The sequence below is a fragment of the Clostridium sediminicola genome (assembly GCF_050402865.1).
Lineage (GTDB): Bacteria > Bacillota > Clostridia > Clostridiales > Clostridiaceae > Clostridium_AF > Clostridium_AF sediminicola.
The window spans coordinates 17,886-41,226 of the sequence record NZ_BAABMF010000009.1; the positions used below are offsets into that span (position 1 = coordinate 17,886).

A 23,341-nucleotide genomic window follows, 5' to 3' on the forward strand; every position below is an offset into this window, starting at 1 on the left:
TGAGAAATGAAAATTATTGCAGTTACAGCTTGTCCATCAGGAGTAGCGCACACATATATGTCAGCAGAAGCTCTTGAAAGAGCAGCAAAAGAGAGAGGTTTTGAAGTGAAAGTAGAGACTCAAGGTTCTATTGGTATTGAAAATAAGCTCACAGCGGATGATGTTAAATCAGCAGATATTATACTACTTACAAAAGATATAGGTATAAAAGAAACTGAAAGATTTACAGGCAAGCCTATTGTAAAAGTAGGTGTAAGTGATTTAGTTAAAAAGGCTGATAAGATAGTAGAAAAGATTGAAGTTCATTTGAAAAGTAAAAAATAATTAAATGTAATTAAAAAATAGGGCATCTGAAATTTAAGATGCTCTTTTAATATATCTATTAATGTATAATTATAGAAAAGATATTTTTGGAGGTAATTATGAAAGAGATGAATTTTGCCATAGTAGGTTATGGTAGTATTGCGAAAACCCATGCATTAGCTGCTTTTGATGCAGCTATAAGGTTTAACTTGCCTTATAAATTAAAATTAACTCATATTGTCACTAGAAATCCAAAAGACATTGGAATTACTGGAGTGGAAAATGTTATGGATTTAGAACAGGTTTTAAGTAATCCGGATATTGATTTTATTGATATTTGTACTCCAAACGAATCGCACTTGGAAATCTTAGAGAAAGCATCTAAATATAATAAGCCGGTTTATTGTGAAAAGCCATTAGCCAATAATTATGAAGAAGCATTGTCCATGACTAAAATTGTTAGAGAAAATAATTTATTAAACAGAGTTGCTCTTATGTACAGATATTCTCCAGCTGTAAACTTATTGAAAAGAGAATTAGAAGAAGGAACTATTGGTGATATTATCGATTTTAAGATAAAAACATACCATAGTAGTTATTTGAATCCTAATAAAAAAGGCGTATGGAGAACAAAAAAAGAATCTGGTGGGGGAGCCTTATTAGATTTAGGTGTTCATCTTATTGATTGCGTGCAGTATACCTTAGGTAAAATTGATAAAATCAAAGCAGATACTAGAATATATTTTAAAGATAGAACAGAAGTAGATGAAATTGCAAACTTGAACATTACTTTGGAAAATGGAGCTAGCGGAAGCTTAGAGGTATCCAGGATTTTTGCAGAAATGGAGCATTCAGATTCATTCATAGTATATGGAACCAAAGGGAGTATAAGTGTCGAATTTTCAAACGCTTATGATTTGAATATTTTCCTATATGAAAAAAATATGAAGGTAGTCAAATCAGTTAATAGAGGAGATAAATTATTAGAATATTACCCAGAAAGAAGAGCTTCATTAGGATATTTTCAAGGCTGTCATACAGCATCTCTTATAGGTTTTGCAAATAGAGTATTTGGTATAAATGATAATATAGGTGCTAATTTTGAGGATGCATTAAGCTGTCAGAAGATAATTCAAGATGCTTATGGTGGTTAAACCATATGGTATGAACGAATAAAAAGTTAACATAAAAAAGTAGAAAGATAAATTATCTTTCTACTTTTTTATTATGTTCTATTTTGCCTCTAAAGTTGTTTTTCCTTTTCCATAAACACTTTCCCAATCAGAGATAAACTGATTTACACTCCAATCAGTTAATGGGTGATCTAAAAGTTTTTCCATTATTTCAGGATTAATAGTTGCAGATTGTGAACCGCACAATGCGATTGAATGAACTTGTTGTACATTTTTAAAAGAAGCAGCTAAAACTTTAGCATCTATAGAATGAATCTTAAATAATTCTACTATTTCAGATACTACTTTTACTCCATTTCCACTAATATTATCGATTCTATTAATATATGGAGCTACATATTCAGCACCCGCAATAGCAGCGATTAATGCTTGTTGCGGAGTTATTACTGCAGTAGCAGTTATTTTCATATTTTTTGATTTTAAAATTTTCATAGCCTTGATTCCTTCTGGAATTACAGGAATCTTAACATAAAGATTTCCACCAATACATTCATTTAAGTATTCTGCCTCTTCTACCATTTGTTCTGCTTTAGTTCCTAAGACTTGCGCATGTAACATAGAATCTTCTCCAATAATGTTTCTTATATCTTTTAATATTTGTAGAAACTCTTTTTTTTCTTTTGAGATTATAGTAGGATTTGTTGTAACACCACTCATAGGGAATATATCGTAAGCTCTTTTAATACTTTCTAAATCAGCTGTATCTAATAAATATTGCATTCTAAACTCTCCTTTTCCTATTTAATAATTTATTTTATAATTTTAAATTTAAACTCATTTATACATTTTGTTATACCATCTTTAGACTCTGAAAAATTAAATCCTAATTTACTTATTTTATTACAGTCCAATCGAACATCTCTTGGAGCATCTTTATATTTTTCAATGTCTTTTTCTATAAGTAAACTAATTCTTTCTTCAAGTCCTAATTCTTTTAGTATGTGACATGTTATTTTATATCTACTTAAATTGTTTTTACTACCAACATGATATGTTCCGAAAGGTAGTTCAAATATTTTATAGTATTGATCTATTAGTTCGTGAACATATGTTAAGCCTCTAAATTCATTGTTAGTTACTTTAGTTTTTTCTCCCTTTAGAGCAATTTGAAGTGTATCCCATAGAATATTTGGATTTATATTTGTATTTCTTTCAGGAAATCCAAATAGCCATGTGTATCTTACAATCCATAATTCATGGAGTATTTCCTTTAATAAGCCTTCAGCTTCTAGTTTGTTTTCACCATAAACAGTGTTTGGTAGAGGAATATGAGTTTCACTATATGGACCAGCTTCCGTATTTCCGTTAAAGACTTGCTCAGAACTAATGAAAACCATTTTTGCATTAACTGATTTACAAGCTTTTGCAACATTTACAGCACCTTCTACATTTATTTTGTGAGCAATTTCTGGGTGTTTATTACAAAAATCAGTAACAGCAATAGCGGCAGCATGTATTACATAATCAGGTTTAAATTCTTCAAAAGCTTTTAAAACTTTGTCTTCGTCGGTAATATCCAAGTCATCTTTATCTGTTGATAAAATTTCATAATCATGCTTATATTTCTCAGTGAATCTTGTACAGAAAAAACCTTTTCCGCCTGTTAATAAAATCTTTTTTTTCATCTAAATCACCTCGTATTATAATTTATTGTTATAGTCCACCAATTACTACTTTAAAACCTTCTAATTCAAAACTTTTTCTCGTTTCATTAATTTCTTCTTCTGTAGGAATTTGGACATTACCTAAAGTATAAATCTTATTAATTGTACTATATTTGCTACTTCCTAGTTGATGGAAAGGTAACAAATGAACCTCTTTTATTTTTAATTCTTTCAAGAATTTAATGGATTTTGTTATATTTTCTTTATTCATTGTATAGCCAGGAATAATAGGCATTCTAGGGATGACTCTATAACCCTTAGAAACAACGGCTTTAAAATTGTTTAAAATAGTGTTTAAATTTGCTCCAAGGAATTTTTCGGCTTTAGTTGAATCCATAATTTTAAGATCATATAGTATTAAATCAGTATACTCAGCAATATTCAAGAAATCTTCCACTTTACACTGGCCACATGTTTCTATAGCAGTATGAATATTAAGTTTTTTTAATTCTTTTAGAAGTTCTAGAGCAAATAATGGCTGAGCTAAAACTTCACCGCCAGAAAGTGTAACTCCTCCTTTAGATGTACGATAAAAAAGTTCATCTTTTAGTACTTCTTTTATAACATCGTTGACAGTCATAAAATCTCCAAAATGTACAATAGCACCAGACGGACATTCATTCTCATCAAAAGTACATTTATTACAATTTATACATATATTTTTAATTTTACCCATATCAACATGAAAACTCTGAGATTCAGGGTTAGAGCACCAAGGGCAATGCAAAGGACATCCCTTAAAGAATACTATTGTTCGAATTCCACCACCATCATGAATAGAATATCTTTGAATATTAAGTATTAAACCCTTCATTTAATCACCTCCAGTAGAAAAATCATTAATATTCTAATTTTTAATTATAAATTAAAGAATATGTTCTGTTCTACGTATTATGTCGTTTTGAATTTTTTTACTTAGTTCAGTGAAGAAAGCACTATATCCCGCTACTCGCACAACTAAACCTTTATATTTGTCAGGATTATCTTGTGCATCTTTTAAAGTTTTAGCTGAGACTACGTTGAACTGAACATGTTGGATTTTTAATTTCATAAATGCCATTAAAAATCCTGAAAATTTCTCTATGCCTTCATTTCCTTTTAAAGTAGAAGGTGCAAATTTTACATTTAATAAACTCCCATTAGTAAGCAGATAAGAATCTAATTTACTTATACTTTTTAAAGCTGCAGTGGGCCCTAAAATATCTTTGCCAACCATAGGGGATAGACCACCATCAGCTAGCTGGTCACCAGATTTTCTTCCATCAGCAGTAGCTCCAACAGCGGCGCCTAAAGGAATATGGGCAGAAACAGTGTAAGCTCCTGGGGTAAATACACCTCCTCTTGGGTTTGTGTATTTTTCGACTTCTTTGGAGTATACTCTTAAAATATCTGAGCTTAAAAAATCAACTTCGTCATTGTCATTGCCATATTTGTAATATTTGTTAATTAATCTAATTCTAAGTTTTTCAGCTTCTTCCCCATGATAGTTGTTGTCTAATATATCTATTAGTTCTTTAAAGCTTATTCTTTTTTCTTCAAATACTATTTTTTTTAGTGCATACAGTGAATCACTTAGGTTTGCTATACCTATTCCTTGTACGCCTGAGAAATTATATTTAGCACCACCATAAGTTATATCTTTTCCTTTTTGGAGGCAGTTATCAATTAATGTTGATAGTAGAGGAACTGGAGCAAATTCTTTATGTCCAATATCAACAATATTAGAGCCTTCTACCATATACTTTACATAAATTTTTATGTTAATTTTAATTTTATGAACTATTTCATCAAAAGTTATTGATTCAACATCCTTATTTTCTTCAAGAGTTATTTCCATTACTTTTAAAAGATTAAATAATGCTATATCATGAAGTCCATAAGTTTTCCCTGGTATCGATAGTTCCACACAACCAACTACGGAATAATCTCTTGAATCTTCTATAGACACTCCTCTATTTAGAAAAGCTGGTACGATAACTTCATCGTTAAAAATTTGAGGTATACCAGTGCCTAATCTTACTGTTTCTGCTGTCAGATTTAAAAATGGTTTTTCAATTAATTCATTTATTCTTACTCCTAAATTTGGTTGAGGTAACATTATATCGTGATAAGTTTGGAGTACAACATAAGACATTTCATTAACTGAAGATCGTCCGTTTTCTTTTAGCCCGCCAAGTGTTACAGTGTAACCTGTTGGAAAACCAGCAAAAAATTCTGCACTGTGACTACTGCGAACAAGAACTACATCATTTGTTTTAATCCATAAGCACTCTAAAAGTTCTTTTAAATAATCTTCGCTTATACCGTTGTCCTTATCTTTTTTATAAAAAGGGTACATGTATTTATCAAATCGACCTAAAGATATTGAACTTGCATTTGATTCATATTGAAGTATAACACACATATACCAAAGTAGTTGACAAGCTTCATAAAACGTTTCTGGTGCATTTCTAGAAATTTTTTTAGAAACACTTGAAATCTTCAATAATTCATTTTTTCTGATTTCATCTTGTTCTTTAGATGCCATCGTTCTTGCTAACTCTGCATATCTTAGTATATGTCTTTGAGAAGCTAATAAAGTTATTTTGGAAGCTTTGTAGAAAAAGTTTTTTGGATCATTTAGTTCAAAGTTTTTCACTTCTTCAATAATCTCACCTAAACCATGTTTTAATATTTTTTCAAAATCAGGTATAATGTGACCTTGACCTTTATCAGTTTGATTTAATTTAACAATTTTCTTTTGTACAAAAGTTTTAACATCTTGGGTTAATTTGTTGTTGATAAAATCCTTCATGGAGTTATCTTTCCAATAAGAAAAAAGCTCATATTTATAAAGTTCTTTATCTTCTGCTCTAAAAATAAAAGGATCTTGAGGTCTGGTTTCCATTGAATCTAATTCATCGTAGATCCAATGTGGATCCATCTCAGGAGATATAATACCACTTCTAGGTTTTTTAGTTCTATTTCCGGCAATTAGTTCACCATCACGTATTGAAATTTCTACCTTATCCATAATATTTTCTGTAGCTTTAGCTCTTCTTATTATTGATGGGAGGCCTTCGGTATTTTTATAGCTTTCCGTATATAAGAGAGCTCTTTCTATAGATACTTCTCTCTTATTTTGGAATAATTGATTTTTTAACTTTTCGATTCTTGAAAATTTCAAAATTATTCCCCCTTTAAATGCAATAAAACAATTATTGATTAATATTGTTGTTTATTGTTTAATATTATTGTATAATTAAAACAATAATAAATCAATATAAATTTACTATAAATTTAAAATTATATTTAGATAAACTAGCTTTAAACAAGTCCAAAACTCACTAAAGTCTGAGATTTTGTACATGTTTAAATTAAATTTACGTAAGGTATGGCTTTATATAGGAGGATTTTATGATAAAACTTGAATACAACCTAACTGAATTACGTGAGCAAGAAGAACGTTTGAAATTCGAGAATTTTACCAACGAGATAGCGATGGAAATTGGATTATTAATAATTAAGAACGCAAAAAAAATGAATAAATCCATTATTGTAGATATTAGAAAAGCAAACCACCAAGTTTTTCATTATGCCATGGAAGGAACAACTCCTGATAATAATTGGTGGATTATTAGGAAAAATAATGTGGTGAATAGATTTAGTAAAAGTTCACTTTTTATAGGAATCAAGCTTAAGCTAGAAGAGAAAAGTATTGAGGAAAAATATTTAATTGATTCAAAAGATTATGCTCCCTTTGGAGGAGCTTTTCCAATAAATGTAGAAGGAGTGGGTATCATTGGAACTATAACAGTTTCTGGTATGAAACAAATAGAGGATCATAATATAATAATTGAAACTTTAAGCCAATACTTAAATAAGTAGCTTTGTTTAAGTAAGATGTTGAAAATCGGAATTGAAATAAAAGGCGAAACAAATTATTATGAACAAAAATAAAAAATTAAATATAACCAAATAAATAAGGGGTGTGTAAAATGTATAAATTATTGGCACTAGATATGGATGGTACATTATTAAATAATAATAAAGAAATTTCTAAGGAAAATATTGTTGCTATAAAAAAAGCTAAAGAGATGGGCGTTAAAATAGTTTTATGCACAGGAAGGGCTCACCAGGGTATAGAAAAATATTTAGAAGAGCTAGAACTGATGACAGATGAACATTATTCAGCGACTTGTTCTGGCGCTTATGTTTTAAATAATACAAAGAATGATGTATTAAAGTGTGAAACTTTTTCAATGGAAGATATTAGAGTAGTTCAAAGTATGGCAAGTGAATTAGATATAAAATTTAATATGTTTACAGATACGGATTTGATGATTTTTGAAAATAGTTTTTTTAGTTATTATGATTCTATAGCAAATAAATTACCACTAAAATTAGTAGAATTACATGATATCAAAGATAATACTAATATAACTAAGTTAACTTTGATTAATGAAGATTCGTCTGTAAGAGATTCGATAGTTAAGTTATTTAAGAATACAGAGGAAGAAGAACCTAATAATAATCTTTACATTAATACTAATGATAGTTTTAAAAGAAATCTTTTTGATAATCTATCGCAGCTTCCTAATAATATTGCTGAAAAGTATACATTATTAAAAACCTCACCTTACACAGTTGAAGTAATAAGGAAAGAGGCAAATAAAGGGATGGGAGTTAAAGCTATTTCAGATAGATTTAGAATAAGAAAAGAAGAAGTTATTTGTATAGGAGATTCTGGTAATGATAGACATATGATAAAATATGCAGGATTAGGTGTAGCAATGGGAAATGCCTTTGAAGAAATCAAGGAAATAGCTGACTATATTACAGAGGACAATGAAAATAATGGAGTGGCTCATGTTATAGAAAAGTTTATATTAAGTTAGTATTCTTTTGTATTTATTTAAATTGTTTGTTATTATAAATTTATTAGATTTATCAGAAATATTATTAGAGGCAGGGTGAATATATGTTTGCACAGGAAAGACTAGATGAAATTATGAATGAATTAAACAAAGATGGTAAAATAATAGTTAAAGAACTTAGTGAAAAATTTCAGGTAACAGAAGATTGTATAAGAAAAGACTTGAAGAATCTAGAGAAAAAGGGATTAATCAAGAGGACTTACGGTGGGGCTATGTTAATTCGTAATGCGGCTCATGAAAACCCAATTGTTTCTAGAAAGAAATTAGATTTGGATGCGAAAAAAAAGATTGCCCAAAAGGTTTTTGAGCTTATAGAAGACATGGATAATATATTTCTGGATATATCAACTACTAATATTCTTTTAGCTCAGTTAATTGCTGAAAGTAATAAGAAAGTTACTATAATAACAAATATGTTTGATATAGTAAATGTATTTAGTAAGAATTCTAATGTAACAGTAATCTGTACTGGAGGAGTTTTCAACAATGAGTTGAATGGGTTTGTGGGGTCTTCAGCTATTGAACGAATTAAAAAATTTAAGGTGGATAAAGCGTTTATCGGTAGTTGTGGTGTTAATTTATTTGATAAAAGTATTACAACTTTTCAGATGGAGGATGGAAATACCAAGACTGCAATTATTAATGCCGGAAAAAAGGTTTATTTAGTTATGGAAAGTAAGAAATTCTATATTGATGGTACCTATAAGTTTGCAGAAGTTTATGATGTTGATGGAATTATTGTCGATGAAGTGCCTGATGAAAATGTGGTAAGTAGTTTGAAGGAATTAGATATAGAATTAATCTAGATATATTATTAATTAAGTGTTTGACTATAGTAAATTTATCAAAAGGTATTCACAATGTGGATACCTTTTGTACTTGGAATTTTTTTTGAAAAATTCCATATAAACAAGAAATTAAAAAATTTTTGTAATAAAAAAATATTTTTTTAGGAAATCATTGACTTTGTTTTTTTAAAGTAGTAATCTAGAATAGTAAAGAAAATTATTAGTACTATATTATTGTTTATCTAAAAGGGCATATCAAAATTAACTTACCGACTTACTAAAGATGAATTTGCATGGAATTTAGCGAATACATAAAATAGTTCACTGTAATGATTTAATTATAATAAGGTATATATAGAATATATTAAATAAAAATTAGACAAGCATAACTGTTTTACTTTTGTTGAAAATAGAATTGTAAACCTTAACAAAACGAAATATTCGAAATTTTAATGTAAACATAATTTTTATCTATTAATCAGCTTATTTATAATATTTATTTTAATTATAAAAGGAGGATATTCTATGAGTACAGTAAATTCATCAAAGGATGATGGTGGCATTTTATACAAAATAAATGACAAACCACCAATCCAAATCTCAATTTTACTTGGTTTTCAACACATCATGGCAGCATTTGGAGGGATTGTAGCAGTACCTCTGGTAGTTGGAGGGGCATTAGGATTGCCAGTGAAGGATGTTGCATTTTTAGTAAGTGCGGCATTGTTTGCAGCAGGGATAGCTACATTTATTCAAGCTAGGGGTGTTGGTCCTGTAGGATCTAAACTTCCATGTGTTATGGGAACAGACTTTACATTTGTTGGACCATCCATTGCAGTAGGTAGTGCCTTTGGATTACCAGGAATATTTGGGGCAACTATAATGGGATCTTTTATTGAAATCATTCTAAGTCGTTTTATTAAACCTTTAAGGAAATTTTTTCCACCAATTGTTACTGGAACAGTTGTTATGTTAATTGGTTTGACTTTATTACCTGTATCAATAGACTGGGCTGCTGGTGGATATGGAGCTGAAGATTATGGTAGTATAAGAAATGTATGTATTGCCTTTGCAGTTATGATAGTAATCACATTACTAAATAGATATGGTAAAGGACTCCTTTCTTCTGCGTCTGTTATAATTGGATTAGTATTCGGATACATAATATGTTTTCCATTAGGTATGTTAGATTTCTCTGCAATTAGTAATGCTAGTTGGATTGCCTTACCAACACCTTTTAAGTATGGTATTACTTTTAAATTAGGTGCTTTTATTTCATTTGTAATAGCTTATCTTGTAACAACCGTTGAGACAGTAGGATGTCTTATGGCGGTTGGGGAAGCATCTGGCAAAGAAGTATCATCAGATGAGCTTTCTAAAGGTATATTAGCTGATGGAGTTGGATCTCTTATTGCAGGAGCTTTTAATGCTGGGCCTAATACATCTTTTTCACAAAATGTTGGGCTTATACCACTTACTAAAGTAGCAAGTAGACATGTAGTTGCAATTGCAGGAATTATTTTAATGGGATTAGGTATATTCCCTAAAATAGGTGCTCTTGTTGCAATTATGCCTAATCCAGTTTTAGGTGGAGCAGGTATTATAATGTTTGGAATGGTTGTATCAGCAGGAATTAAGAGTATTAAGGATGTTGAGCTAAATAATAGAAATATGCTTATTCTTGCAATTTCACTTGGAGTGGGTATTGGTGTAACTGTAAGACCTGATTTCTTAGGTAGTATGCCTGCTATTGTTAAAAGTTTCTTCTCTTCTGGTATAAGTGCAGGGACAGTTGTAGCTCTAGTACTTAACTTAGTATTAAAAGAAGAATCACCAATAAATACAGGTTCAAATGTAGATTCAGAGATAATTTCACAATAAAAGATATTAAGGTAGATGGAATAGCGTTTGCCTAATATATAAATTATATGGTGGAGGGATTTATATGGAAAATTTTTTTAAGTTAAAAGAAAATGGGACAACTGTTAGAAGCGAGATAACAGGTGGAATTACTACTTTTCTTGCAATGGCATATATAATTGCAGTAAATGCCATAATACTTAGTGAGGCTGGTATGCCTAAAGCTGCTGTAATAACTGCAACTTGTTTAACAGCAGGAATTAGTACTATACTAATGGGTGTTATAGCAAACTTACCTCTTGCATTAGCTTCTGGAATGGGTCTTAATGCATTCTTTGCTTATACTGTATGTATAGGTATGAATATTCCATGGGAAGTTGCACTTACCGCTGTATTTATTGAAGGTATTATTTTTATTATTTTATCATTAACCAAAGTAAGAGAAGCAGTTGCAAATTGTATACCGACTACGTTAAAACTTGCGGTTACAGCAGGTATAGGGTTATTTATTGCATTTATTGGTTTTGTAAATGCAGGTATGGTAATAACTGATCCAGCTACTAAAGTTAAAATGGGTAATTTTACAGATCCAACTGTTGTAATAACTTTAATAGGTATTTTAGTGATTGTAGTGTTCTACAAGAAAAATGTTAAAGGAGCAATTCTAATAGGAATGGTTACTAGTACAGTTCTAGCATGGATTTATGCTGCTATTTCTCCAGAAACTGCTGCTAGCTATATGATTTTTAGACCAACAGGAAATCCTTTTGGATATACTTCCATAGGTGAAATCGCTGGAAAAATTCAGTGGGATTATTTGTTTACACCTTCTAAGTTGTTGACTATTATGGGAATTGTTATAACTTTCTTATTTGTTGATTTCTTTGATACTTTAGGTACTTTACTTGGTGTAGCAACAAAAGCAAACTTGTTTGATAAAGAAGGTAAAGTTAAAAATGGTAGTAAGGCATTATTAGTAGACTCAATTGGAACTACTATGGGTGCTGTACTTGGAACATCTACAGTAACAACATATGTAGAGAGTTCTGCCGGTGTTGCTGAAGGTGCTAGAACTGGGCTTGCATCAGTTGTAACGGGTATATTATTTTTAGTTGCAATGTTCCTTTCTCCTTTATTTATGGCTATTCCAAGTTGCGCAACTGCACCAGCATTAATTATTGTTGGATTCTTCATGATAGGTAATGTTGTGAAGATTAATTTTGATGATTTCACTGAAGGTGTACCAGCATTTTTAACAATTGCATTAATGCCGTTAACTTATAGTATTGGTGATGGACTTTCAATTGGTATTCTTTCATATGGAGTAATTAACTTCATATCAAATTTATTAGAAAAGGATGAAAGCAATAAGAAAAAAGTATCTCCGATTATATATATTTTAGCTATTTTATTTATTATAAAACTAGTTTATTCTGGTTTAAAAGCTAAGGGGATTATTTAAGATTAGAAATATAATTGGTTATGCAGTTTTAACCTAAAAATAAGCTCGAAATGGTAGCAAGCAGGAGGCGCTGATATGGAATTAAGTAAAATGAAAAATTTAATTGAGGTAGCTACAGGTAGAAAAAAAGCAGACTTAGTCATTGAAAATTGTAATGTTATCAATGTATTCTCTCAAGAAATCATATATGGCAAATTAGCTATTAGCGATGGTGTATTTATAGGTATTGGAGATTATGAAGGGGCAGAGGTTATTGATGGTGAAGGGAAATATATAGTTCCAGGTTTAATTGATTCCCATGTTCATATAGAGTCGTCTATGGGTTCGCCATATCAATTTGCTAGAGCGGTACTGCCAAGAGGTACAACTACTGTTATTTCTGATTGCCATGAAATAGCTAATGTTAAAGGTCTTGACGGTATCAAATATATGATTGAGTCTAGTGAGAATCTACCTCTAGATGTATATATCATGTTGCCTTCCTGCGTTCCTGCTACACAATTTGAAACATCAGGTGCTATATTAGAAGCAGAAGATTTAGAAGAACTTATTCAACATCAAAGAGTTTTAGGATTAGGCGAATTGATGAATTATCAAGGTGTTGTTTTTACAGATGAAGGCATTATAAAAAAACTTGAACTCACTGATAAATATAATAAAGTTGTAGATGGTCACGGACCTGTTATTAAAGAAAAAGAATTAAATGCTTATTCTTTGGCAGGTGTTAAAACAGACCATGAATGTATGAATCATAGAGAAGTATTAGATAGACTTAGAAATGGAATTTATATTGCAGTAAGAGAAGGTTCTGCAGCTAAGAATTTATTGGATTTAGTTGGTGCGGTAAATCCTTTTAATGAACGAAGATTTACATTTTGTACAGATGACAGACATCCTAAAGATATTTTACATGAAGGTCATATAGACAACAATATTAGGCTTGCTATAAGAGGAGGGGTAAGCCCAATAACTGCTATTAGAATGGCAACACTTAATTCAGCAGAATGCTACGGTTTGAAAAATCTTGGGGCTATTGCTCCTGGTTATATAGCAGATTTTATAATAGTTGATAATTTAACTGATTTTAATGTGCTAAAAACATTTAAAAAAGGAGAACAGATAAAAGAAAATTGGTATACATTTATAAAGGAAGATAAAAATCTTTTAGAAAGTGTATCTAATAGTGTTAATATAAAAGATTTTTCAGAGGATGATTTGAAAATAAAATTGGAATCGAACATTGCAAAAGTTATCAAAATTATGGATCACAGTCTTTTTACTGAGAATGTAACTAGAAACGTGAACATAGATGGAAATGGATACTACGAATATAATGAAGCTGCTGATATTTTGCCTATTTATGTATTCGAAAGACATAAAGGTACTGGCAACATTGGGAAAGGTTTGATTGAAGGATATGGTCTGAAAAATGGAGCTATTGCATCTACTATAGCACATGATTCACATAACTTGGTGGTCATTGGCAATAATCCTGCTAATGTTAAAAAAGCTGTAGAAAAAATAATAGAGATTGGCGGAGGTCTTGTCATAGTTAAAGATGGCGAGGTGAAAGGAAGTTTACCTTTGGATGTGGGGGGGATTATGTCCAGTCTAGATTTAGAAACTGTATCAAAAGGCCATGAAAAACTTAACAAAATTGCTGTAGAAGAATTAGGGATTAGTGAAAATGTTAATGCATTTATGACTTTAGCATTTATGGCGTTACCAGTTATTCCTAAATTGAAAATTACCGATCAAGGATTGTTTGATGTTGTAAAATTTGAGCCTACTAATTTGTAATATATACATTACTAAATTCTAGATTGATACTATATATTTGAAACAGATGGATAAGTTTGAATAATTAAAAATATTTTGTAAATTTAAAAAAAGATTGCAAAAGAATATTGACTTACTTTTTTGAGGTGTTATACTAAATTTATAAGAATATATTAATTTTGTTATGATATCAGATTTGTTATTATACACTAACTATTGTTAGATAGATTAGTATAGGAGTGTAATATGAAAAATTCAATTTTTATAAAGAATATTAAATACCTTGTTACATGTGATGATGATGACAATTTATTCCAAAATATAAATCTATATATTGAAAACGGCGAAATTAAATATATTGGAAATGAAGTGAAATTAGCCGATGAAATTATAGATGCAACAAATATGGTAGCGTATCCAGGTCTTATAAATACACATCATCATCTGTATCAGATTTTTAGTAGGAATATTCCACAGGTTCAAAATATGGAATTATTTCCATGGCTAAATTATTTGTATGAGATTTGGAAAAATCTAAATAGTGATGTTATTATGCATAGTTCACTTTGTGGAATGGGAGAACTTTTAAAAACAGGTTGCACAACATGCTTTGATCATCATTACGTATTTCCAGAAAATCAAAATAACTTAATTGAAACTCAATTTGATGCAGCAGAAAGACTTGGTATAAGAATGCATGCTTCAAGAGGAAGCATGTCATTAAGTAAAAAGGATGGTGGTCTTCCACCAGATACTGTTGTTCAGTCTGTTGATGAGATTTTAAAGGATAGCGAAGAGTTGGTGAAAAAGTTTCATGACAAGAATCGGTTTTCTATGAGGCAGGTTGCCATTGCCCCTTGCTCTCCATTCAGTGTAACAGGAACTTTAATGAAAGAATCATCAAAGCTTGCAAGAAAACTTGGAGTTCGATTGCATACACATCTTGCAGAAACAAAGGATGAAGAAAACTTTACTTTGGAAAAATTCAATATGCGCCCTCTAGAGTATATGGAAAGCTTGGGATGGATAGGTTCTGATGTGTGGTTTGCACATGGTATTCACTTTACTGATGATGAATTAAAATTACTCGCTAAAACAGGTACTGGTATTTGTCATTGTCCCATATCAAATATGAAGTTATCATCGGGAATAGCAAAGATTCCTCAGATGTTAAAGCTTAATGTACCTATAGGCCTTGGGGTTGACGGAAGCGCAAGCAATGATGGATCAAACTTGCTTGAAGAGTTGAGAGTTTCATTTTTGTTACACAGATTAAATTCTAGTAAAAATGCTCCCACTGGTTATGATTTGCTGAAAATAGCCACAAAAGGTAGTGCAAGAGTTTTAGGTCGTGATGATATTGGAAAATTGTCTGTTGGAATGGCTGGAGATTTATTTATGATAAATACTAATAGGATAGAACTTGTAGGTGCTAATCTTGACCCAAAATCTTTACTTAGTACTGTTGGATTTAAAGGTGCAGTGGATTACACTATTGTAAATGGAAAGATTATTGTAAAAGATGGTAAACTTGTAAATGTAGATGAAGAAAAAATTTATTATGAAAGCGATACTGTAGCAAAAAAATTTATAAGAGGATATTGATAATAACATTGATTTATTCAATATCGTCTGAAAATTCAACTAATTAAAGTTTGAAAAGCTAATAGATTGAATTGATTACGTCAAAAATTCGTTATAAGGAATTTAAAATTTCTTATAATGTGCTAAGGATCGTTAAAAAAATAACTTCAATTATACTGATATAAGAATATTGATATGAAAAATTGTAGAAATGGCAATGTTTTTATGTATAAAGAGGGAATTATTTTTAAGACATCCTTATTATACAAGGAGGGATAAAATGAGTATTGGGAAAAGTATTAAAAGAGTTGATGCTTTTGATAAAGTAACTGGACGTGCTAAATTTACGGATGATTTTCAGTTAAGTCATGCTCTTGTTGCTAAAATTAAACACAGTACTATTGCAAATGGATTAGTTAAAAATGTTGATATAACAGAGGCAGCTAAGTTGGACGGAGTTGTTAAAATTATAACTTGTTTCGACGTTCCTGATATTAAATTCCCTACTGCAGGGCATCCGTATTCTCTTGATCCAAGTCATCAAGATATTGCAGATAGAAAACTACTAAACAAAAGAGTTAGATATTACGGTGATGATGTAGCAGCAGTAATTGCTAAAGATAGTATAGCTGCATCAAGAGCTATTGAATTAATAAAGGTTGAATATGAGGAGTATGAACCATTAATTTCTATTGAAGCAGCTATGGAAGAAGGGGCAAGACCGATTCATGATGAATTCCCAGATAATGTTCTTGCACATACAAAATACGAAATTGGTGATTTTGATAAAGCGATTGAAGAGGAAGGGCTTCTTATTTTTGAAGGAGAATATCAAACACCTACAATTAAACATTGTCATATCGAAGCGCCTATTTCTTATGCATATGCTGAAGGAGATAGATTGGTTGTTGTTACATCAACGCAGATTCCTCATATAACAAGACGTGTAGTTGGTCAAGCACTTGGTATTGATTGGGGTAAAGTAAAAGTTATTAAACCATATATAGGTGGAGGATTTGGTAATAAGCAAGATGTTCTTTATGAGCCGCTAAATGCATATTTATCTAAAATTGTAGGAGGCAGATGTGTCAAACTTGACCTTTCCAGAGAAGAAGATTTCGTAAATACTCGTGTACGTACTCCGATGACTTTTAAAATCAAAAGTTATGTTAGACCAAATGGGCGTTTTGTTGCAAGAAGATTAGAATTATATGGTAAAAAAGGTGCTTATGCATCTCACGGTCATAGCATGGTAAGTAAAGCAGGTCATGCTTTTAAACAAACTTATAATGATGAATTAGCAACTAAAGTTGATATGTACTCAGTGTTAACGAATACACCTGCATCTGGTGCAATGCGTGCATATGGTATACCTCAGTTTGCTTTTGCTATTGAATCACATGTTGATGATATCGCAAGATCATTAGGTGTAGATTTAATTGAAATAAGAAAACTTAATTGTATGAAATTAGGATTCGTAGACAACCAAATTAAATGTACCAGTAATGGTCTTGAGGAATGTATTGAAAAAGGTAAAAAGTATGTTGATTGGGATAATAAACAAAAAGAATATCAAAATCAAACAGGTTCTGTAAGAAAAGGTGTTGGAATGGCTATATTTAGCTATGCTACAGGTGTTTATCCAATATCATTAGAAACTGCTTCTTGTAGAATTGTGCTTAATCAAGATGGCTCTGTAGGACTTCAAATGGGTGCTACAGAAATAGGGCAAGGTGCAGATACAGTATTCGCACAAATGGTAGCTGAAGTTCTTGATATCCCAGTTAGTAAAGTAAATGTAGTATCTACTCAAGATACAGATGTTACACCATTTGATACAGGTGCTTATGCATCAAGACAATCTTATGTATCAGGTATGGCTGCTAAAAAAGCAGCACTTGAAATAAAGCAAAAAATAATTGATCATGCAAACTTCATGTTGAAACTTCCTTTAGGAAATCTTGATCTAAAAGATAATAGTATTGTAAATAAGGAAACTGGTGAAGCATTAGCCTCACTTCAAGAAGTTGCAACTCATGCACTTTATAATACAGAAAAATCAGTTCATATTACTGCTGATGTTACAAACCAATGTAAATCAAATTCATTCTCTTTAGGGGTTTGCTTTGCTGAGGTAGAAGTAGATATGCCAGTTGGTAAGATTAAAGTAAATAAAATAATAAATGTTCATGATTGTGGTAAAGTTCTAAATCCTCAACTTGCTGCGGGACAAGTACATGGTGGTATGAGTATGGGATTAGGATTTGCTTTAAGTGAACAATTCTTATTCAATGAAAAGACAGGTAAACCATTAAATAATAACTTGCTAGATTATAAACTACCAACACTCTTAGATACACCTCATTTAGAGGCACAATTTGCGGAAACATATGATGTATCAGGGCCATTTGGAAATAAAGCTTTAGGAGAACCACCAGCTGTTCCTGTAGCTCCTGCAATTAGAAATGCAGTTTTCCATGCAACAGGTGTTCAGTTTAATGAAGCACCATTAACACCACAAAGACTTGTGGAAAGATTTATAAAAGAAGAAATAATATAAAAGGAGAGGTGAAAAAATAATGTATGATATAGAAAAAATTCACAGAGCTACTTCAGTTGAAGATACAATACAATATTTAGTGGCAAATCCCGATGCAGTAATTATTGCAGGTGGAAGTGATGTACTTATAAAGATTCGTGAAGGTCACCTTTCTGGTTGTTCTCTTGTAAGTATCTATGGATTAGATGAATTAAGAGGAATATCAATGTTAGAAGATGGTACTATAAAAATTGGTCCTCTTACAAGCTTTTCACATGTTACAAAAAATCAAATTATTCAAAAATATATTCCTGTTTTAGGAGAGGCTGTGAATGAAGTAGGTGGCCCGCAAACAAGAAACATTGGAACAATTGGAGGAAATATTTCGAATGGTGTTACAAGTGCTGATAGTGCATCAACACTTTTTGCACTAAATGCTAGACTAGAAATAACAGGTCCTAATGGTAAAAAAGTTATTCCTATTTCTGAGTACTATGTGGGACCAGGTAAAGTGTGTTTACAAAACGGTGAAATCCTTACTGCTATTTATATAACAAAAGAAAACTATGAAAACTTCTCAGGGCATTATATTAAATATGCTATGCGTAACGCATTGGATATTGCAACAATAGGATGTAGCGTTAGTTGCAAAATTAACGAAGAGAAAGATGCAGTAGAAGAAGTGCATATTGCATTTGGTGTTGCTGGCCCTATTCCAATGAGATGTCCAAAAGCAGAGGATGCAATAAAGGGAATGAAAATTTCAGATGAAATGTTCGATATTTTCAGTTCAACAGTGCTTACAGAAGTTAGACCTCGTAATTCTTGGCGTGCATCTAAAGTGTTACGTGTTCAGCTTATTAAAGAATTAAGTAAAAGATGTTTAAGAGAAGCAATTAAAAAATGTGGAGGCGAAATCCATGGCTAAGGTATTATTAAATTGTACAGTAAATAGCGAAAAAGTAGAAATTATGATAGATGATAGAGATTCACTTGCTGATGTTTTGAGAAATCAACTTCGCCTAACTAGTGTTAAAAAAGGATGTGAAGTTGGAGAGTGTGGAACATGTACTGTTCTTATTAATGACGAAGCGTTTGATTCTTGTATTTATCTTGCGATTTGGGCAGAAGGTAAAGAAATTCGAACACTTGAAGGTTTAATGGATGAAGAAGGAAACATATCAGATATTCAACAAGCATTTATCGATGAAGGTGCTATCCAATGTGGTTTCTGTACATGTGGATTTGTTATGTCATCTGTCGCTGTTGTTGAAGATGAAGAAGAGAAGACAAAAGACGAAATTAGAAAAGAATTATCAGGTAACTTATGTCGTTGTACAGGTTATGAAAATATATACAATGCTGTTGAAAAAGTTAAAAATAATCGCAGTAACAGTTAAATAATATGATATAATCTAAAGTCAATACATTTTAATTTAAATTATGTTTTATTAGCCGTAGATATTTATATAAAGAAATATCTACGGTTATAGCTTTAAACATATGGAAATAAATAATAATTATACAGGAGGAACTATATGAGCTTGCTTAAAATTTCTAAAGGAAAAATTATTACAATGAATAATAGCAAAGAAATTTTCGAGGGAGATATATTAATCGAAAATGATAGAATAATTGAAATTTCTCCTCATATTGAAAAAAGAGCAGATAAGGAAATTAATGCTGAAGGAAAAGTAGTTATTCCTGGTCTAATACAGACTCATGTTCATTTAACACAGTCTCTTTTTAGAGGTATGGCAGATGATTTAGAATTATTAGATTGGCTGAGAAAGAGAATATGGCCGTTAGAAAGCCATCATAGTGAAGAATCAAATTATTTATCAGCTCAATTAGGAATTGCTGAACTTATTAAGGGAGGAACTACTTCAATAATAAGTATGGAAACAGTCAATCATACAGAATCAGTGTTTGATGCTATATATGAAAGCGGTTTCAGAAGCGTGACTGGAAAGTGTATGATGGATTATGGAATAGGTGTACCAGAAGGTTTGATGGAGGATACAGAGCAATCAATAAAAGAAAGTGTAAAGATACTTGAAAAATGGCATAATAAAGGAAATGGTAGAATTAAATATGCATTTGCCCCAAGATTTGTGGTTTCTTGTACGGAAAACTTGTTACTTAAAGTAAGAGATTTAGCTAAGGAATATGATGTTATGATTCATACTCATGCATCTGAAAATAAAGGAGAAATTGATTTAGTTTATAGAGATAGAGGATTGAGAAATATTCAATATTTACACAAATTAGGATTAACAGGTGAAAAGTTGATTTTAGCACATTGTATTTGGCTTGACAGTGAAGAAATGAAAATTTTGGCCGATACTGGAACCAAAATTGCTCATTGTCCAAATTCTAATTTGAAATTAGCTTCAGGTATAGCTAAAATTCCAGAATTACTTCAAATGGGTGCGAAGGTATCGTTAGCTGCTGATGGAGCTCCTTGTAACAATAATTTAGATATGTTTAGAGAAATGAGAAGTTCTACATTGATTCAAAAAGCAAGATTATTAGATCCAACTGTTATGCCAGCTCATAAGGTTTTTGAATTAGCTACAACAGCTGGAGCGGAAGCTATGGGAATGGAGAATGAACTTGGAAGCCTTGAGATAGGTAAAAAAGCTGATATTGTAATAATGGACCTAAATAATATTTATAATAGTCCTTGTGACGAAGGGGATATAATATCAAAACTTGTGTATTCTGCTTCAAGTCATGATGTTGAAACTACTATTATTGATGGAAAAATAGTTATGAAAGACAAAAAATTATTAACATTAAACGAAACTTCAATAATAAAAGATGCAAACAGACTTATTAAGAAGAATATGAGGAAAATTCAATAATTAATTATCTTATGGTTGGTTTATAAAAAGCAAGATTAACTAAAATAAATCACAATATTAGTCTCAGATTGAATCAATCTGAGACTTTATTGTGATTTAAAAATACGTAATGATTAAATTTTATTTATCTTTAGGTAAAATAAGATTTAAAGCAATTGCTACGATTGTTGTAACAACAATTGAGGATTTTCCAAATATTGATATAAACCATCCTGGGAATAAAGCAAATGCACCAGGAACTTGTACAATACCTACACCTAAAGCAACTGCGATCCCTACAACAGCTGAATTTCTCATTGTTAGATTGTTAGAAGCAATCATTTTAACACCTGTCATTGTAATTGTAGCAAAAACAGAAATTGTAGCTCCACCAAGAACACATTGAGGAATAGTTGTAAGTAAAGAAGCAAACTTAGGAATAATACCTGCTAAAATAACAATAACAGAAGCAAAAGCAAACACCCATTTATTGATAACTTTATTTACAGTTACAATACCTACATTTTGGCTATATGTTGCAGTTGGCATACAACCAAATAAAGCACCAACGATACTTGAGAATCCATTTCCGATAACACCACCGGAAAGCTCTTTGTCAGTAGGAACTCTATCCATACCACCACCTGTTGTAGCTGATAAATCACCAATTGCTTGAACAGAATTCACAATATACATTATAACCATAGATACTATAGCTGTACCATTAAAGCTTATACCAAAATGTAATGGCTTTGGAACTTGAAGCAATCCAGCTGAAGCAACTGCATCAAAAGATACCATACCAAGAAAAATTGAAACAATATATCCTACAATAATACCAATTAAAATAGATGCAAGTTTAAGAGTCCCTTTTGTAAAGTAATTAAAAAATAGTACAACAGCAAGCGTTAACATTGCAACAGCCCAGTTTTTAGGTGAACCAAAAGTTGGAGAACCAACACCACCAGCAATATATTTAATAGCAACTGAGTAAAGTGATAATCCTATAGAGAATATAACTGTACCAGTAACCAATGGAGGGAAGAATACTAAAAGTTTTTTCAGGAAAACTCCGAAAAGTATTGCGACCAAACCACCTATTAATTGAGCTCCGAAAACGGTAGCCATATTAAATTCGCCAGCAATTGCTACTAGTGTTGGAACATAAGCAAAACTTACCCCCATAATTACAGGTAATCGGGAACCAATACGTCCACCTAATGGAAAAATCTGGATTAAAGTTGCTATACCAGCAAAGAATAATGAAGCTTGAACTAGTAAAACTTTGTCGGCTGCATTAAGACCCGCTACTCCTGCAATTATGAGGGCAGGTGTAACGCACCCAACAATCATAGCTACAACGTGTTGTAAACCTAATGGTAGTACTTCACCAAATGATGGTTTACCATCATATTGGAATAATAAAGACTTTTGATTAGAACTCATTAAAATACCTCCCAAGATTTAAATTGTGTTATTTTATAATAGTTCCTGTTTTACCAGATATACCATCCTTTGATTTTTCCAGTAATGTTATAAGAGAATATCTTTCATCTTTTGAAGAAGCGAAGTCAATTGCAGCTTCTACCTTAGGTAGCATAGAACCAGGAGCAAAGTGACCTTCGTTTACATACTGTTTTATTTCAGAAATTGAAATATTATCAAGCCATTTTTCATTTGGTTTACCAAAGTTTATAGCAACTTTTTCTACTGCTGTTAAAATAATAAGACAATCTGCATCTAACTCTTTTGCAAGTGTGCAACTAGCATAATCTTTATCAATAACAGCACTTACACCTTTTAGGTGATTACCTTGTTTAACAACAGGGATACCACCACCGCCGCCAGCAATTACTACTTGTCCCATATTAACTAAAGATTTTATTGTTTCTATTTCTACAATACTAACTGGTTTTGGGGAAGGAACTACAATCCTATATCCTCTACCAGAATCTTCGATAACGTTTTCGCCGTTTTTTATAGCAACTTGAGCTTCCTCATATGTCATGAAACTACCGATAGGTTTTGTTGGGTTTTCAAAAGCATTATCATTAGGATTTACTTCAACTTGAGTTATTATTGTAGAAACACTTTTATCAATATTACGATTAAGTAGTTCTTCTCTTAATGCATTTTGTAAATCATAACCAATATAACCTTGGCTCATTGCAACGCAGACAGACATAGGACATAAATGATACTTAGGATTCTTTTTATATAATTCACTCATAGCAATATTAATCATACCTACTTGAGGACCGTTTCCATGGGAAACAACAACTTCATTCCCAACTTCGATAAGATCAACAATAGCTTTAGCAGTAGATTTTACAGCTAACATTTGTTCTTCTAAATTACTACCTAGAGCGTTACCGCCTAGTGCGATTACTATTTTTTTCTTCATAAC

Annotated in this window: 19 protein-coding genes; 13 read left to right on the forward strand and 6 right to left on the reverse strand. The window is 31.2% G+C overall.

The features are described 5' to 3' along the window. Nucleotides 1-6 precede the first annotated feature (6 nt). The gene (locus tag ACQ3F0_RS14850; RefSeq protein WP_428866104.1) at nucleotides 7-324 is read left to right on the forward strand and encodes a PTS fructose-like transporter subunit IIB; all 318 of its coding nucleotides are present in this window, start codon (nucleotides 7-9) and stop codon (nucleotides 322-324) included. Between the two features lie 98 nt (nucleotides 325-422). After that, nucleotides 423-1,457 carry a Gfo/Idh/MocA family protein gene (locus ACQ3F0_RS14855; RefSeq protein ID WP_428866105.1) on the forward strand — a complete coding sequence of 345 codons (1,035 nt, stop codon included), beginning with the start codon at nucleotides 423-425 and terminating at the stop codon, nucleotides 1,455-1,457. Nucleotides 1,458-1,535: 78 nt separating this feature from the next. Here ACQ3F0_RS14855 and ACQ3F0_RS14860 read toward each other — a convergent pair whose 3' ends face one another. The 4 genes from ACQ3F0_RS14860 to ACQ3F0_RS14875 are packed head-to-tail and all read right to left on the reverse strand — an operon-like array spanning nucleotide 1,536 to nucleotide 6,326. After that, nucleotides 1,536-2,216 (reverse strand): fructose-6-phosphate aldolase, encoded by a 681-nt coding sequence (locus tag ACQ3F0_RS14860; RefSeq protein WP_428866106.1) that lies wholly within the window; start codon nucleotides 2,214-2,216, stop codon nucleotides 1,536-1,538. 29 nt (nucleotides 2,217-2,245) lie between these two features. Continuing rightward, nucleotides 2,246-3,121 (reverse strand): SDR family oxidoreductase, encoded by an 876-nt coding sequence (locus ACQ3F0_RS14865; RefSeq protein ID WP_428866107.1) that lies wholly within the window; start codon nucleotides 3,119-3,121, stop codon nucleotides 2,246-2,248. 28 nt (nucleotides 3,122-3,149) lie between these two features. Next, the gene (locus tag ACQ3F0_RS14870) at nucleotides 3,150-3,974 is read right to left on the reverse strand and encodes a [formate-C-acetyltransferase]-activating enzyme (protein ID WP_428866108.1); all 825 of its coding nucleotides are present in this window, start codon (nucleotides 3,972-3,974) and stop codon (nucleotides 3,150-3,152) included. Between the two features lie 51 nt (nucleotides 3,975-4,025). Further along, on the reverse strand, nucleotides 4,026-6,326 hold the full coding sequence (locus ACQ3F0_RS14875; protein ID WP_428866109.1) for a formate C-acetyltransferase: 2,301 nt from the start codon (nucleotides 6,324-6,326) through the stop codon (nucleotides 4,026-4,028). A gap of 230 nt (nucleotides 6,327-6,556) precedes the next feature. Here ACQ3F0_RS14875 and ACQ3F0_RS14880 point away from each other — a divergent pair, with 230 nt between their 5' ends. The 11 genes from ACQ3F0_RS14880 to ACQ3F0_RS14930 all read left to right on the forward strand — a co-directional run bounded on the left by ACQ3F0_RS14880 (nucleotide 6,557) and on the right by ACQ3F0_RS14930 (nucleotide 20,955). Further along, nucleotides 6,557-7,027 carry a heme-degrading domain-containing protein gene (locus ACQ3F0_RS14880; protein WP_428866110.1) on the forward strand — a complete coding sequence of 157 codons (471 nt, stop codon included), beginning with the start codon at nucleotides 6,557-6,559 and terminating at the stop codon, nucleotides 7,025-7,027. Nucleotides 7,028-7,137: 110 nt separating this feature from the next. After that, the gene (locus ACQ3F0_RS14885; protein WP_428866111.1) at nucleotides 7,138-8,037 is read left to right on the forward strand and encodes a Cof-type HAD-IIB family hydrolase; all 900 of its coding nucleotides are present in this window, start codon (nucleotides 7,138-7,140) and stop codon (nucleotides 8,035-8,037) included. Between the two features lie 83 nt (nucleotides 8,038-8,120). Next, the gene (locus ACQ3F0_RS14890; protein WP_428866112.1) at nucleotides 8,121-8,882 is read left to right on the forward strand and encodes a DeoR/GlpR family DNA-binding transcription regulator; all 762 of its coding nucleotides are present in this window, start codon (nucleotides 8,121-8,123) and stop codon (nucleotides 8,880-8,882) included. A 507-nt stretch (nucleotides 8,883-9,389) separates the two neighbouring features. After that, entirely contained in the window at nucleotides 9,390-10,745 is a 1,356-nt protein-coding gene (locus ACQ3F0_RS14895; RefSeq protein ID WP_428866113.1) for a nucleobase:cation symporter-2 family protein, read from the forward strand. Between the two features lie 64 nt (nucleotides 10,746-10,809). Further along, complete coding sequence (locus tag ACQ3F0_RS14900) at nucleotides 10,810-12,186, forward strand: NCS2 family permease (RefSeq protein ID WP_428866114.1); 1,377 nt, start codon at nucleotides 10,810-10,812, stop codon at nucleotides 12,184-12,186. 75 nt (nucleotides 12,187-12,261) lie between these two features. Continuing rightward, nucleotides 12,262-13,986 carry an adenine deaminase gene (gene ade, locus ACQ3F0_RS14905; protein WP_428866115.1) on the forward strand — a complete coding sequence of 575 codons (1,725 nt, stop codon included), beginning with the start codon at nucleotides 12,262-12,264 and terminating at the stop codon, nucleotides 13,984-13,986. Between the two features lie 225 nt (nucleotides 13,987-14,211). Then, nucleotides 14,212-15,570, forward strand: a complete 1,359-nt coding sequence (locus ACQ3F0_RS14910) for an 8-oxoguanine deaminase (protein WP_428866116.1) — start codon at nucleotides 14,212-14,214, stop codon at nucleotides 15,568-15,570. A 259-nt stretch (nucleotides 15,571-15,829) separates the two neighbouring features. After that, nucleotides 15,830-18,109, forward strand: coding sequence for a xanthine dehydrogenase subunit XdhA (xdhA, locus tag ACQ3F0_RS14915; protein WP_428866117.1), 2,280 nt, complete (start codon nucleotides 15,830-15,832; stop codon nucleotides 18,107-18,109). A gap of 19 nt (nucleotides 18,110-18,128) precedes the next feature. Beyond that, nucleotides 18,129-19,016: a xanthine dehydrogenase subunit XdhB gene (gene xdhB / locus ACQ3F0_RS14920; protein ID WP_428866118.1), complete on the forward strand. Its 888-nt coding sequence runs from the start codon at nucleotides 18,129-18,131 to the stop codon at nucleotides 19,014-19,016. After that, nucleotides 19,009-19,488 carry a xanthine dehydrogenase subunit XdhC gene (gene xdhC, locus ACQ3F0_RS14925; RefSeq protein WP_428866119.1) on the forward strand — a complete coding sequence of 160 codons (480 nt, stop codon included), beginning with the start codon at nucleotides 19,009-19,011 and terminating at the stop codon, nucleotides 19,486-19,488. The genes xdhB and xdhC overlap by 8 nt, the downstream gene beginning before the upstream one ends. Nucleotides 19,489-19,626: 138 nt before the next feature. Beyond that, the gene (locus ACQ3F0_RS14930) at nucleotides 19,627-20,955 is read left to right on the forward strand and encodes a 5'-deoxyadenosine deaminase (protein WP_428866120.1); all 1,329 of its coding nucleotides are present in this window, start codon (nucleotides 19,627-19,629) and stop codon (nucleotides 20,953-20,955) included. A 120-nt stretch (nucleotides 20,956-21,075) separates the two neighbouring features. Here the strand turns inward: ACQ3F0_RS14930 and ACQ3F0_RS14935 are convergent, their stop codons facing one another. Beyond that, nucleotides 21,076-22,380 carry a uracil-xanthine permease family protein gene (locus ACQ3F0_RS14935; RefSeq protein ID WP_428866121.1) on the reverse strand — a complete coding sequence of 435 codons (1,305 nt, stop codon included), beginning with the start codon at nucleotides 22,378-22,380 and terminating at the stop codon, nucleotides 21,076-21,078. 28 nt (nucleotides 22,381-22,408) lie between these two features. Continuing rightward, the gene (arcC, locus tag ACQ3F0_RS14940; protein WP_428866122.1) at nucleotides 22,409-23,338 is read right to left on the reverse strand and encodes a carbamate kinase; all 930 of its coding nucleotides are present in this window, start codon (nucleotides 23,336-23,338) and stop codon (nucleotides 22,409-22,411) included. Nucleotides 23,339-23,341 lie beyond the last annotated feature (3 nt).